Origin of the sequence: Curtobacterium sp. MCLR17_055, from assembly GCF_003234305.1 — a bacterium.
Taxonomy (GTDB): domain Bacteria; phylum Actinomycetota; class Actinomycetes; order Actinomycetales; family Microbacteriaceae; genus Curtobacterium; species Curtobacterium flaccumfaciens.
Genome location: NZ_QKSX01000028.1, coordinates 1 through 13040, shown reverse-complemented (window position 1 = coordinate 13040; position 13040 = coordinate 1). Strand labels below are relative to the sequence as shown.

The following is a 13040-nucleotide window of genomic DNA, read 5'->3' as shown; positions in this document are numbered from 1 at the left end:
GCCGTGGTGCGCTCGATCGGCGGACTGCCCCGGCCGGGCGAGACCGTCCCGGTGCCGCGCGTGGTCACCGACGTCGCCCGAGGGCGTGAGGTCGCGCTCGTCTGGCACAACCAGATCGGCGGGACGACGTTCCGGATCGGACCGGACGCGCACGCCGACGAGTTCGTGAAGGTGCTGCCGCGCGCCTACGGATCGTGGATCAGCGGCGAAGCCGAGCGGCTGACGTGGGCGTCCCGGTACGCCCGGGTGCCGGAGGTCATCGGCCATGGCTCGGACGACGACGACGGCGTCTGGCTGCACACCCGTGCGGTGCCCGGCTGGAGCGCCGTCGACCCGCGGTGGCACGACGAACCCCGGACCGCGGTGGTCGCGGTGGGGGAGGGCCTGCGCGCGCTGCACGACACGTTGCCCGTCGACGACTGCCCGTTCACGTGGGCGACCGCGGACCGGCTCGATCGCGCGCGTGAGGAGAGCGCCGACGCCGACGCCGTCCGCGGCCCGGGCGGTCTCGGTCCGGAGCCGCCGACCGACCGGATCGTCGTCTGTCACGGCGACCCGTGCACGCCGAACACGCTCATCGGTTCGGACCGGCGGTGGAGCGGGCACGTCGACCTGGACGCGATGGGGGTTGCGGACCGCTGGGCCGACATCGCGGTGGCGACGATGGCCCTCGGCTGGAACTACGGACCCGGGTGGGAGCCGCTGTTCCACCGGGCGTACGGGCTGCCGGACGACCCGGAGCGCACCGCCTGGTACCGGGCGCTGTGGAACGCCGGCGACGACGGGATCGACGAGCCGGAGCCGGAACCGATCGGCTAGAAGGCGACCCCGCGAGCGCCCATGAAGGGCACCGGGTCGGTGGTGGCGCCGTTGATGTGCACCTCGACGTGGCTGTGGCAGCCGGTCGACGCCCCGGTGGAGCCGACGAGCGCGATGAGCTGCCCCGCGGAGACCTGCTGGCCGGTGGCGACCCGGAAGCCGCCGTCGACGATGTGGCCGTACGCGGTCTGCACGCCGCCGCCGTGGTTGATGCGGACGTAGTTGCCGTAGCCGCCGTACCAGCCGACGTAGTCGACGGTGCCGGCCGAGGCCGCGACGATGGGCGTGTAGCAGCCGCTCGCCAGGTCGGTGCCCTCGTGCATGGTGACGACGCCGGTGATCGGGTGCACGCGGTAGCCGTAGGGGCTGATCACGTAGCCGCTGGCCGGGCGGACCCAGCCGGTCCCCGAGCCTGCGCCGACGGAACCGCCGCCACCCGAGCCGCTGCTGCCGGTCGAGCCGCCGCCTGACGGAGCGCCCCCGCCGGAGTTCGCGGCGGCCTGTGCGGCGGCTGCTCGCTGCGCGGCGGCTGCGCGCTCTGCGGCTTCGCGTGCGGCCTTCTCTTCCGCCGCCTTGCGGACGCGCTCACCCTTGGCGAACTCGGCTTCGGTCCGGACGCGGCCGGAGGTCAGGGTCGCGAGCTGGGCGTCGAGTCGGGCCTTGTTCGACTGCTGCTCGTCGTAGGCGGCCTGCACGGCGTCGGACGCCGCCTGGGCTTCCTGCATGCGGTCTTCGGCTTCGGCAGCGAGGTCGCCCAGCGCTTCGGCGGCGCGGTCGGCCTGTGCCTCGAGCGAGCTGGCGACGGCGGCGTCGGCGCTCGCGGCGGCCTGCACACGCTCGGCCTGCTCGGAGAGCTTGCTCAGCGCACCGAGGTTGTACAGCAGGTCACTGGCGTCTTCGCCCTGGGTGATCACCGAGGTGGTGACGTCGGCGCCACCGGAGCGGGACATCTGCGCGGCGAACTGCCCGGCCTGCGCGGCGCTCTGGTCGGCGACCTTCGCGTGGTCCTTGGCGTCGGCGCGGAGCTGCTGTTCCTTCTCGGCCGCGGTCTGGGCCTTGCGCTGTGCCTTGTAGAACACGTCGCCGAGCTTCTGCGCCTTCGCCTCGGCAGCATCGACCTTGGCGTCGAGTTCGCTGATGATGCCCCGGATCTCGGTGATCTGGCCCTGCTTCGCGGATTCCTTGCCGCGGGCGGACTTCACTTCGTCCCACGTGGGGTAGGTCACCGCCTGGGCGGCCGGAGCGTCGGCGATGACCGTGCCGACGAGGCCCGCGAGTGCCAGGCCGGTGACGGCGAGGCGCAGGCGCACGGGGACACGGTGGGCGCGGGGGCTGGTGGGACGAGACATCGAGCACGAGCCTATACATCCGTACAGCGAGCATCGGACGGCAACGCGCCGCTGTGGACAACTTCAGCAGTGGATCAGAAGCCGCGGTCGCGCCGGATGACGTCGGCGCTCCCGACGACGTCGCGCCGGAGGATCGCCTGCCCGGCGGTGCCGGCGTAGTCGTAGACGTCGAACCCGGTGCAGTGGGTGATCGTCGCCGGGGGGCCGAGGGAGTCCTCGACCGCGGTGGTCCAGAGGTCGTGCGACCCGACCACCACGAAGCTCGGGTCGGCGTCGCGGTAGGCGCCGAGGTCGACGAGCCACGGGTACGTCTCGAAGGTGTCGCGGACCTGCAGCAGCCCGACGTTCGCCGCCGCGTAGGTGGCGAGGGGCCGGACCGTCCAGAACTGCCCGACGCCCGTGACCTGGCGCCCGTCGGCCCAGCGGTCCAGGCACGCCGCCGCCGGGTACCGCGCGGTCGACACGGCGTGGGCGGTGCCGGGCGCCACGGCGATCCCGGTCGCGAGGACGGCGGCCATCGCGACCGCCACCCCCGCCCGGACCCCGCGGTGCGGGCGGTGCACACGGGTGCGGCGGACCGCGGTGCGGGTGAGCTCGGCCACGGCGACGAGCGCGAGCAGCGGTGCCGTCACGATCGGCTGCAGGTAGCGCGGGGTCTCGGACCCGGCGACGACGACCCCGACGGACACGGCGACGACGGTCACCAGCGGCAGCACCGTCGCGACCAGCACGGTGCGTGCGGTGCGGACCCGCCAGGCCCAGACCGTGCCGCCGACGGTGACGAGCACTCCGGCGAACAGCAGCAGGAGCCCGAGGTCGCCCGGTGCCGTGCCCGCCCGGTCGTCGGTCAGCGCCGCGAAGAACCGCAGGGTCTCGCCGGCCCGTGACGGCTGCACGTACGTCGCCGGGTCGAGGGAGACGAACGGCCGGAGCGGGATCCGCACCAGGTACCCGACGACCGATCCGACCGTGACGGCACCGGCGAGCAGCGCAGCGGGGCGCCACGGCACCCGCCGTGCCAGCACCAGGAGCCCGAGGGTGACGACCACCGGGGCCGCCGACCACGGCACGTACAGCGGGTTCGACGCGGTCGTGCACGCGGCGACGAGTCCGAGCACCACGAGCAGGGGCACCGACGCCCGGCCGAGGCGCACCGCCCGCAGCACGAGCACCGCGGTGCCGAGCACCGCCAGCACGGCACCGTAGTAGTAGGTCGTCGTGAGCAGCAGGGACGCCAGCTCGAGCGAGGTCGCGGTCGCCGACGACTCGGTGAGCACCAGCAGCGTGACGAGGCCGAGCGCCCCGGCCGACACCGCGATCCGCGCGGGTCGCCCGGCGGACGGCATCAGTTCGTTCGCGGCGGCCCGCACCAGCGCGTAGACGGCGAGCAGCACGAGCACCCCGTTCAGCGCCAGGGCCTGCTGCGGGGTCCCGGTCACCAGCGAGCAGAACAGGTACACGGGCAGCTCGGGGAAGAAGAACAGCGCGGGCGACATCGCCCACTCGAACGGCTGGCCGGCCTGCAGCGAGCGCTCGACGAGCGGCAGCAGCACCGAGTCGCCGTCGTACCAGAGCAACGCCACCCGTTCCGTCGCGACGACGTGGCGCAGGGCGATGACGGCCAGGGCCAGCGCGACCAGGCCGCCCAGGGCCTCCCGTCCGATCGTGACGGCCACCCCACCGGTCCGGCGGCCGCCGGACGGAGTCGGCTCCACGGCGGGGCGACGCGGTGCTCGGGACATGCCCCGGAGCGTACCGAGGCCGCCTCGGTGCCGGTACGCACGGACCCACAGGCTGGGGGAGCGCGTTGCGGGCCCGACCGACTACCCTTGTGCGCTGTGACCGACGCGCGCGAACAGTTGATCCAGTACATCTCCTCCGAAGCGGTGTTCCACGGCGACTTCACCCTGACCAGCGGGAAGAAGGCGACGTACTACATCGACCTGCGGAAGGTCAGCCTGGACCACCGCGTCGCGCCGCTGATCGGGCAGGTCATGACCGAGCTCGTGCAGCAGGTGCCGGACGTCTCCGCCGTCGGTGGCCTGACCATGGGCGCCGACCCCATCGCCAGCGCCGTCCTGCACCAGGCCGCTGCCCAGGGCCTGACCTACGACGCCTTCGTCGTCCGCAAGGAGCCGAAGGACCACGGCCGCGGCAAGCAGGTCGAGGGACCGGACCTCAAGGGCAAGCGCGTCGTCGTGCTCGAGGACACCTCCACCACCGGCGGCTCGCCGCTCAAGGCGGCCGAGGCGCTCGAGCGCGAGGGTGCGATCATCGCCGCCGTCGCGGTCGTCGTCGACCGGGACACCGGTGCCAAGGAGACGATCGAGGCGGCCGGCTACCCGTACTTCGCGGCCATCGGGTTGGCTGATCTGGGGCTGACCGCGTGACCGAGGAGCGTCCGGACGACGCACGCGAACCCGACGGCACCGCCGGCCCGGCAGACGGGGACGACGGCCTGGAGGCTCGGCGTGCGTCCGGATCGGACGCTCCGTTCCACGGTCTCCGCAGCGCTGCGGACATCTTCGGGGCTCCGCGCGGCGAGGAGGACTGGCCGTCGCGGCGGGAGCGCCGCGAGGCCGAGCGCACCGCCCGCGAGACGGGCGCGCCGCTGCCGGAGCCGTTCGTGGCCGAGGGGGAGGCGGAGGGCGCCGAGCCTGCTGCTCCTGCTGCGCCGGCTCCTGCCGCGTCTGCGACGGCCGCTTCGGCTCCGGCGCTCGACGACGGCGCGACCCAGGCCATCTCGATGCCGCCCGAGCTGCTCGCACCCTCCGAGAACCCCGACGCCGTCGTCGAGCACGAGCGCTCCACACTGCACGACCGGATCCCGGCCGCCGCCGACGTCGCGCCGGACTCCACCGCGCCGCACCCGTCGTCGATCGTGCTGCCGACGGCACAGACCCACCGCGACGAACGAGCTGCCGCGTCGAAGGCCATCGAGGACGAGCGTCGCCGCGTCGACCCGTTCGGCGAGGGCCGCGCCGACGTCGACTGGCTCGGCCGCGCGACCGGCAACCACCCGGAGTCCGTGGCGCCCGCTGCTGCTGCTCCCGCTGCGCCGCAGCCCCTCGGCGTCGAGAACGTGCTGCCGCCGACCGAGGAACCGCCGACCTTCACCGACCTGCTGCGCATCACCAGCACCGGGCCGGTCCCCACGCAGACGGGCGCGCACGACCGGCCGTTCGACTGGGCGCTCGGTGACGACGAGCCCGGCGAGGTCCCGGCGACGCTGACCACCGACTCGTTCGACACCACCGCGCTGTCCGCCGGGTCCTGGTCGCTCGCCGACGAGTTGGACGACGAGGACGAGGTCGTCGCCGGCGAGGTCGACACCCCGGCCTCCGGGCTGCCGCAGGCACCGCGGACCTACCCGGTGCCGCCGGCGGTCCCCGTGCCGCCGGTGGTGCCGCCGGCGGTCCCGGCTGCGCCCGTGTCGGACACGGCTGCTCCGGCTGCCGTTCCCGCCGCTGATGCTGCTGGTGCTCCGTCGGAGGCGACCGAGGCCGTGGACGTGCCCCGTGCGCCCGCCGGAGGCGACGTGCCGGACGCGACCGAGGGCCTCCAGGCCGATGCCCCGACCACCGCGATGCCGGCGGCCGGGACGCCCTGGTGGTCCGAGCCCGACGCGACCGTGCCGCCGACCGCCGCGCCGCCGCTCGTGGAGCCCGCTGCGGGTGCCCAGGAGTACCCGGCGCACCTGCCGCCGTCGGTGGGGCAGGACCTCGACGCCGTGCTCGGCCTGCGTGGGAACGACACCGGTCCGCAGCCGGAGCCCCTTCCCGCTGCGGCGCCGGACGACCTGGACCAGTCCGAGTGGGACGGCCGCGAGACCAGTGACACGAGTGCCATCAAGGACCTGTTCGGCACCGAGGCCGTCGGGCAGCTCGGCGGGACCGGCTACGACCCGGAGGACACCGGGACGCGGATGATGCCGGCGGCTGCCGTGCCAGCTGCTGCTGCCGCTCCTGCTGCTGTCCCCGCGCCCGCTGCTGCTGGCCGGCCGGCCGGCGGTCCGGACCGGCAGCCCGGCGATCGCGACAACTTCATCAACGAGGGCTTCGCGCGGCTGCGGAACGAGGGCAAGCGCGGCAAGCAGCTGCTGATCTACGGGTCGATCGCGCTGATCCTCGTGCTCATCGTGCTGGTGTTCCTGCTGTCGAAGTGGATCCTCGGCAACAACATCGCCGACCAGGCCGTGCCGACGAAGGCGCCGGTGGCTGCCTCGTCGGCGCCGGCGACACCGAGCGCTGCGCCGTCGGCGTCGGCCTCGCAGCCGGGTGACGCCGCAGCGCCGGCCGCCACGCTGCAGTTCGCCACGACCCCGGCTCTGCCCGGCGAGCACCCGTGGACCGACCTGGCCGGCGGGGAGTGCCTGTCGCCGTTCACGAACGCGTGGTCGCAGACCTTCACGGTGGTGGACTGCGCGACGCCGCACATCGGGCAGCTGACCGCACGCCTCGCCGTCGAAGGTGACACCTACCCCGGTGCCGAGGCCCTCGCGACCCAGGCGGCCGACCAGTGCCAGTCCGACACGGCGCTGAACGCCTCGGCCGCCGCTGCCGTGGGCGACGTGCAGGTGCAGGGTTCCTACGCGCCGGACCAGGCGACGTGGGACCAGGGTGACCGGTTCATCGCGTGCTTCGTGACGCGGTCGTCGGGGCAGCCGCTGACCGGTTCGTTGGCGCCGGGGGCGTAGGGGCGGTCGGGCGGTCGGTCTGGCGGCGCGGGTCGCACGCGTTCTGCGACGATCCACCCCGTGATCGACGGGTGCTCTATCGCAACATGCACATGCAGCGACTGCGTGTGCAACGAACGACATCCCACCCGTCGAACGACGAGTGGGATGTCGGAACATGCACGCGCATCAGCTGAGATGCGCGGGTGTCAGGCGCTCGCGGGCACCTTCGCCGACACGTCGGACAGCGTCTGCAGCTCGTCGGCGGTGAGCTCGAGCTCCGCCGAGGCCAGCAGTGCCGGCAGCTGTTCGGTGTTCCGGGCGCTCGCGATCGGCGCGACGACGTCGGGCTGCGCCTGCAGCCAGGCGAGTGCGACCGTGGCGATCTCGGAACCGTGGGCATCGGCGATCGAGGACAGGGCGTCCACGACGGCGAGCCCCTCGTCGGTGAAGTACCCGGACACCTGCCCCTCGCGGTCCTTGCCCGCGAAGTCGTCCTTCGAGCGGTACTTGCCGGTCAGGAACCCCGCCGCGAGCGAGAAGTACGGCACGACGCCGAGTCCGTGCTCGTGCGCGAGCGGCGCGATCTCCGCCTCGTACGGCTGGCGGGTGACCAGGTTGTAGTGCGGCTGGATGGCGACCGGCTGGGCGAGACCGTTCTCCGTCGCGATGCGGATCCACTCCGCGGCGCGGTCCTTCGAGTAGTTCGAGATCGCGGTGTAGCGGACCAGGCCGTCCTGCACGAGCTGGTCGAAGGCGCGGACGGTCTCCTCGAGCGGGGTCGACTGGTCGTCGAAGTGCGCGTAGTACAGGTCGATCCGGTCGGTGCCGAGGCGCTCGAGGCTCGCGCGGGCAGCGGCGGCGACGGTGTCCGCGGCGAGGCCCTGGAACTCCGGGTGCTGCGAGCCCTTCGTCGCGATGACGACGTCGTCCCGCTTGCCCGAGGCGCGCAGCCACGAACCGATGACCCGCTCGGACTCGCCGCCCGAGTTGCCCGGCGCCCAGGCCGAGTAGACGTCCGCGGTGTCGATGAAGTCGCCACCGGCCGCGGTGTAGGCGTCGAGGACCTGGTGCGAGGTCGACTCGTCCGCCGTCCACCCGAAGACGTTGCCGCCGAGGGCGAGGGGGAACACGTGCAGGTCACTGGTACCGATGCGGGGCATGCGGAGGTCCTTTCGTGGTCGGAGGTGCGGTGGGAGCGAACCGCACGTCTCCCGACGCTATGCCCCGATGCTTGACACGGCCCCGGCGCGAGGGGCTTCGATGGACGGATGACCACGCTCACCGATGCCCTCGCCGACCCGCGATCCTCCGCCCGGCTGCAGGCCGTGATGGCCGCGGGGACCACCCCGGACCCCGCGGACCTCGAGGTGCTCGTCGCGCAGTGCGCCGTCGAGCCGGACTTCTTCGTCCGCGACATGCTGACGTGGGCGCTCACCCGGCACCCCGCCGACGACGTCGTCGCCCGCGTCCTGCCCGAGCTCGAGCGCCCCGAGCCGCAGGCCCGCAGCCAGGCGCTCCACACCCTGTCGAAGATCGGCGACCCGGAGGCGTGGCCGGCGGTGCGCCCGCTGCTCGAGGACCACGACGACGAGGTCCTCCGCGCCGCCTGGCGGACGGCCGTCGCACTGGTGCCGGACGACGAGCGGGCGTCGCTCGCACGGACCCTCGCGGTGCAGCTCGGCATCGGTGACCGCGGGCGTCGGCTCAGCCTGTCGCGTGCCCTGGTGGGACTCGGCGAGGACACCGTCGGACCGGTCCTCGCCGCGGCCGCCGACCGGGGGACCGACGCCGTCCGGGAGCACGTGCACGAGACCGAACGGCTGCTGCACGACCCGGATGCGGCATCCGCGCTCGCCCTCGAGCGGGCCCGGCGCGAGGTCGCTCTCGGCCGGACGCGCTCCGTCAAGGGCTAGGGCCGGCGGGCGCGCCCGGCCGGGAGCGCCGGGTGGTCGCGAACCGTCGCCGTCGCGGCGGTGGGGCGGGCGCGTCGCGCGGTCACGACACCCCGTGGCCGGTGTGCCGAGTGGTCGCGAACTGTCGGTTGCGGGGCTGCCGGGCGACAGATGGTGACCGCTCGGCGGACGTGAGCGGGGTGCCGTGACCGGTGGGGGCGTCGGACGGGAGGCGCGTGGCGGCGGGGCGCCGGGCCTCCCGTCCGTCGCCACGCGCGTTCGCGGGCCGTGGTGCGGTCACGACGCCCCGTGCGTTGGGTGCCGAGTGGTCGCGAACCGTCGGTTGCGGGGCTGCCGGGCGACAGAAGGTGACCGCTCGGCGGACGTGAGCGGGGTGTCGTGACCAGCCGACCTTCCCGCCCGCGCGCGCCGCGCGGTCAGTCGCCGTCGGGTGCGAGCCAGATGGAGGACGCGGCGGCGGCCGGCAGGTCGACGAGGGACTCCGAGCCGTCGATCGCCCGCCGCGACACCGCGATGACGCCGGCGTAGTCCCGCACCCGCTCGACCCGCAGGTGCGTGCCCAGCCCCACCCCGAGTTCGTCGAAGTACCGCAGCAGCGAGGGGTCGTCGTCCGAGACCCGGTCGACGGTGCCGCACGCTCCCGGCTCGATCGCGCCGAGCAGGGTGCCGGGGGAGTCCGGCACGATGCCGTCCGCCCCGGGGATCGGGTCACCGTGGGGGTCGTGCGTCGGGTGGCCGAGGTCGGCGTCGACGCGGTCGAGGAACTGCTCGGACACGGCGTGCTCCAGGGCCTCGGCCTCGGTGTGGACCTCGTCCCACGAGTAGCCGAGCCGCTCCACCAGGAACGCCTCGATCAGCCGGTGCCGCCGGACCATCGCCACCGCGACCTGCTGCCCGAGCGGGGTGAGCACGACGCCGTAGTACGGGGTGTGCTCGATCAGGCCGTCGCGGTCGAGCTTCTTGAGGTTGCCCGACACCGTCGACGCCGACACCTTCAGCGACGCCGCGATGTCCCGCGTCGCCAAGCCGGGCCCGCCGCGCTCGCTGGCCTTCCAGATGAGCTTGACGTAGTCCTCTGCCATGGTGGACAGGGAGGGCAGGCGCATACCGCCAATCGTACGACCCGCCTGGTACAACCGGGAGGTGACCACCACCGCCCCCGTCCGAGCCCGCCGCCGTCGCTGGCCGGTGCCCCCGTCGCTGCTGCTCGGGCTCGCGCCGATCGTGGTCTTCGCGGCGATCAGCGCCTGGCGGTCACGACCGAGCGACGACTACGCGACCCTTGCGCAGACGGTCGACAGCGTCGTGCACGCCCTGGTCATCCCCGAGGGCATCGCCGTTGTGGCACTCGCCCTGTTCGTCACGGCGCTCGGCTGGTGGCGGATCGCCACGGTCGACCCGGTCCGGACGCGGCTGCGGTGGACGATGCTCGCACCGATCCTCGTGCTCGTGGTGTGCGTCGTCCGGCTGCCCCTGATCGACTGGACGGCGCTGCCCGCGCACTACTTCCTGCTGCTCGCCGTCGGGGTGCTGTTCGTCGGGGTCTTCGAGGAGCTCATGGCCCGCGGGACCCTGCTCGTCGGGCTGCGGCGGCGCCTGCCGGAGATGGGGGTGTGGGCCCTGTCGTGCGCACTGTTCGGGCTGCTGCACCTGCTCAACGCGCTCGCCGGTGCCGGGATCGGGCCGACGCTCATCCAGGTGGTGTTCGCGGCGTCGTTCGGGTCGACGCTGTACGTCGCGCGTCGGCTGACCGGGTCGCTGCTCGCCCCGGTGCTGCTGCACGCCTTCTGGGACTTCGGGTCCATCGGGTTCTCGGCGACCGCGGACACGGGCGACTTCGGCAAGCTGACGCTGCTCGGCCTGATCGGGCTGTTCTCGTTCGGGGTGCTCGCGTTCGGCATCGTGGCCGGCGGGGTCATCGCCTGGTACGACGACCGACCCCGTCGGCTCGCGAAGCGGTGGCGGACGGTACCGCCCATGGGGGCGGTCGTGGTGGCGGGAGGCGAGCCGCGCCTCCCGGCCGACGTGGTCTGAGGGAACGGACGCGACGGCCGCTGCACCGGCGGACGCTGTGCCGACCGGCGCGTGGCGACCCCGCGCGGACGCGACGGTGCCCCGGAGCGCAGCACGCTCCGGGGCACGGTTCGGTCGTGTCGGTCGACGCGACGCGACGCGACGCGACGTGTCAGTCGGCTCGGCGTGTCGTGTCGGTCGACGAGACGCGTCGGTCGACCAGCGTCGTGTCAGTCGGTCCGACGCCGGACCTGTCGACGGCGGACGACGACCAGCGCGATGCCGGCCATCAGGAACACGATCGCGGCGATCGTGACCCCGGTGAGCTGCACGCCGGTGAAGGCCAGGCGCGTCGCGGACGGATCGTTCGCGGACGGATCGGCAGCGACGGTCTGCCCCGCGGCGCCGGCCGCGGCTGCGGCGCTGGAGGCGGGCGTGGCCCCGCTGCCCGTGCCGGCGCCCGTGCCTGCCGTGCCTGCCGTGCCTGCCGTTCCTGCTGTTCCTGCCGCTCCACCGGAACCGGTGCTCGCGCCCGTGCCGCTGCCGCCGCCGGTCCCCGTGTGCGGCTTCGTCGTGGGCTTCGGGGTCGGCTTCGGCGTGACGGCCGTGGACACGATCCGCGAGACCGCACCGCTCTTCGTGTTCAGGAGCACTTCGCGGTGCTGCGGGTGCGTGAAGTCGAACATGCTCCGGATGGAACCGGCCCGGGCGTCGAACGACGGGTCACCGATCCGCCCGGTCGACCAGTTGTCCTCGATGAACTTCGTGGTCGAGGTCTGCTCGATCGCGGTGTGGTCGACGTGGTTCTGCTTGGCGAACGGCGAGATGACCAGGTACGGCAGCCGCTGCGAGGGGCCACAGCGGTCGAGGTACCCACCGGCGACACCGACCTTGGTCGCGGCCGTGGTGCAGACCGTGGTGTCGTTCGAGGAGTCCGTCGAGCCGTTCAGGATCGTCGGCGCGACGTGGTCGTACCAGCCGTCGGAGTCGTCGTAGTTGATGACGATGGCCGTGCTCGACCACTCCGGCGACCGCTCGATCTCGTTGATCTTCGACGTCAGGAACTTCTGCTCGTCGAGCGGGTCGGAGTACGCGGCGTGGCCGTCCTGGGCCTCGGGCGCCTTGAGGAAGGACACGGCGGGCATCCGGTGCTCGGCGAGCGCGGTGTCGAACGCCGACAGGTCGTACTGGTGGTTCGCGCGGTCGGTGGAGCCGATCATGCGGTCGCTCGTCGGTGCGAGGTGGTGCGGGTTCGACGTCGACGCGTAGTACGCGAACGGGTTGTGGTGCGGCGAGTAGTCGTTGCTGACCGACCCGCCCACGTTCGTCGTGGTGGCGTCGCACTTGGCGAGGGTGCCGGTGCCCGAGTAGGCCGTCGTCGGGGTGAAGCCGCCCTGGAACCAGCCCCAGGTGACGCCCTTCGCGTTGAGCAGGTCGCCGATGTTCCTGCCCGACATCTCGACCAGGTTCGACGTCGACGTGTGGTCCTTGTCGGAGCAGTCGTCGAAGGCGGGGTCGGGGTCGGCGGTGACGGTGCCCTGGCCGGCGGCGTCCTTCGCGACGACGGCGGTCGAGGTCGGCACCGTGGCACCGGTGACCGAGTCCACGCCCGTGCCGCCGTGGGTGTTGCCGCTGATCAGGTTGAGCGCTCCGGGGGTCGAGGGGCCGAAGCCGGTGTCCCAGGCGTTGTCGCTCATCGCGTAGTTCTGGGCGTAGTTCCACAGCCCGGTGGTGGTGTTGCCGTCGTAGTAGTCCATCGTCAGGCCGGGGGACCCGTACAGGCCGGTGCAGGTGTCCACCGAGGTGCTCTCGACGAACTTGTCCATGGCGCCCCCGTCGACGGCCTTCTGCTCGGGCAGGTAGTTGTGGTTCTGGTCGCACGTGAGCGCCTGGGCGGGCGTCAGCCGTGACGGGGCGTAGGCGTTCGGGTTCTTCGTCAGGGTGCCGGAGGACGCGAGCGTGTTCACCTTCGGGGTGCTCCGCGCAGCGGTGAAGCGGGTGCCGTCGGTGTTCGCGGCCTTCGGGTAGGTGCCGAAGTAGTGGTCGAACGACACGTTCTCGTCGTACATGACGACGACGTGCTTGATCGGGGTGGTGGTCTTCAGGGAGTTGTCCGCGGCGGACGCCGACTGCGGGATGGCGAGGGCCGTCCCGGCGACGGCCGCCAGGGCCATGATGGCGAGCGCGCCCTGTTGGACGCGTCGTTCGGAAGGTCGGAACACGTGGAACCTCTCACTGGTCGGGACGGTGGGGTGGGGGGTGGTGGAG

10 protein-coding genes are annotated in these 13040 nt (G+C 73.2%); 5 read left to right on the top strand and 5 right to left on the bottom strand.

What is annotated here, in order from left to right; all coding sequences use genetic code 11:
- Nucleotides 1–6 precede the first annotated feature (6 nt).
- On the top strand, nt 7–819 hold the full coding sequence (locus DEJ09_RS17330; protein WP_258373946.1) for an aminoglycoside 3'-phosphotransferase: 813 nt from the start codon (nt 7–9) through the stop codon (nt 817–819).
- On the opposite strand, the gene DEJ09_RS17325 is transcribed toward DEJ09_RS17330, so the two are convergent.
- Together DEJ09_RS17325 and DEJ09_RS17320 are read right to left on the bottom strand one after the other, a co-directional pair.
- Entirely contained in the window at nt 816–2168 is a 1353-nt protein-coding gene (locus tag DEJ09_RS17325; RefSeq protein ID WP_111089396.1) for a M23 family metallopeptidase, read from the bottom strand. The two genes, DEJ09_RS17330 and DEJ09_RS17325, sit on opposite strands and share 4 nt — an antisense overlap.
- Before the next feature lie 74 nt (nt 2169–2242).
- Nucleotides 2243–3910 (bottom strand): hypothetical protein, encoded by a 1668-nt coding sequence (locus DEJ09_RS17320; RefSeq protein ID WP_146245765.1) that lies wholly within the window; start codon nt 3908–3910, stop codon nt 2243–2245.
- A 96-nt stretch (nt 3911–4006) separates the two neighbouring features.
- On the opposite strand from DEJ09_RS17320, the gene pyrE reads away from it, so the two are divergent.
- Both pyrE and DEJ09_RS17310 read left to right on the top strand, forming a co-directional pair.
- A complete protein-coding gene (gene pyrE / locus DEJ09_RS17315; RefSeq protein ID WP_071404348.1) occupies nt 4007–4558 on the top strand; it encodes an orotate phosphoribosyltransferase in 552 nt (183 codons plus the stop codon).
- Nucleotides 4555–6864 carry a septum formation family protein gene (locus DEJ09_RS17310; RefSeq protein WP_111089394.1) on the top strand — a complete coding sequence of 770 codons (2310 nt, stop codon included), beginning with the start codon at nt 4555–4557 and terminating at the stop codon, nt 6862–6864. The genes pyrE and DEJ09_RS17310 overlap by 4 nt, the downstream gene beginning before the upstream one ends.
- A gap of 188 nt (nt 6865–7052) precedes the next feature.
- Here DEJ09_RS17310 and DEJ09_RS17305 read toward each other — a convergent pair whose 3' ends face one another.
- Complete coding sequence (locus DEJ09_RS17305; RefSeq protein ID WP_111029748.1) at nt 7053–8006, bottom strand: aldo/keto reductase; 954 nt, start codon at nt 8004–8006, stop codon at nt 7053–7055.
- A 108-nt stretch (nt 8007–8114) separates the two neighbouring features.
- On the opposite strand from DEJ09_RS17305, the gene DEJ09_RS17300 reads away from it, so the two are divergent.
- Nucleotides 8115–8759, top strand: coding sequence for a HEAT repeat domain-containing protein (locus tag DEJ09_RS17300; protein ID WP_111089393.1), 645 nt, complete (start codon nt 8115–8117; stop codon nt 8757–8759).
- A gap of 416 nt (nt 8760–9175) precedes the next feature.
- On the opposite strand, the gene DEJ09_RS17295 is transcribed toward DEJ09_RS17300, so the two are convergent.
- Nucleotides 9176–9865, bottom strand: coding sequence for a metal-dependent transcriptional regulator (locus DEJ09_RS17295; RefSeq protein ID WP_111089408.1), 690 nt, complete (start codon nt 9863–9865; stop codon nt 9176–9178).
- 37 nt (nt 9866–9902) lie between these two features.
- Here DEJ09_RS17295 and DEJ09_RS17290 point away from each other — a divergent pair, with 37 nt between their 5' ends.
- Nucleotides 9903–10793: a CPBP family intramembrane glutamic endopeptidase gene (locus tag DEJ09_RS17290; protein ID WP_181433407.1), complete on the top strand. Its 891-nt coding sequence runs from the start codon at nt 9903–9905 to the stop codon at nt 10791–10793.
- 209 nt (nt 10794–11002) lie between these two features.
- Here DEJ09_RS17290 and DEJ09_RS17285 read toward each other — a convergent pair whose 3' ends face one another.
- Nucleotides 11003–12994, bottom strand: coding sequence for an alkaline phosphatase family protein (locus DEJ09_RS17285; protein ID WP_258373945.1), 1992 nt, complete (start codon nt 12992–12994; stop codon nt 11003–11005).
- Between the last annotated feature and the right edge of the window lie 46 nt (nt 12995–13040).

What these genes read in the sequence shown, in the direction of transcription:
- DEJ09_RS17300 (WP_111089393.1), top strand. Translation starts at nt 8,115, where the DNA reads ATGACCACGCTCACCGATGCCCTCGCCGACCCGCGATCCTCCGCCCGG.
- DEJ09_RS17325 (WP_111089396.1), bottom strand. Translation starts at nt 2,168, where the DNA reads ATGTCTCGTCCCACCAGCCCCCGCGCCCACCGTGTCCCCGTGCGCCTG.
- DEJ09_RS17305 (WP_111029748.1), bottom strand. Translation starts at nt 8,006, where the DNA reads ATGCCCCGCATCGGTACCAGTGACCTGCACGTGTTCCCCCTCGCCCTC.
- DEJ09_RS17320 (WP_146245765.1), bottom strand. Translation starts at nt 3,910, where the DNA reads ATGTCCCGAGCACCGCGTCGCCCCGCCGTGGAGCCGACTCCGTCCGGC.
- DEJ09_RS17295 (WP_111089408.1), bottom strand. Translation starts at nt 9,865, where the DNA reads ATGCGCCTGCCCTCCCTGTCCACCATGGCAGAGGACTACGTCAAGCTC.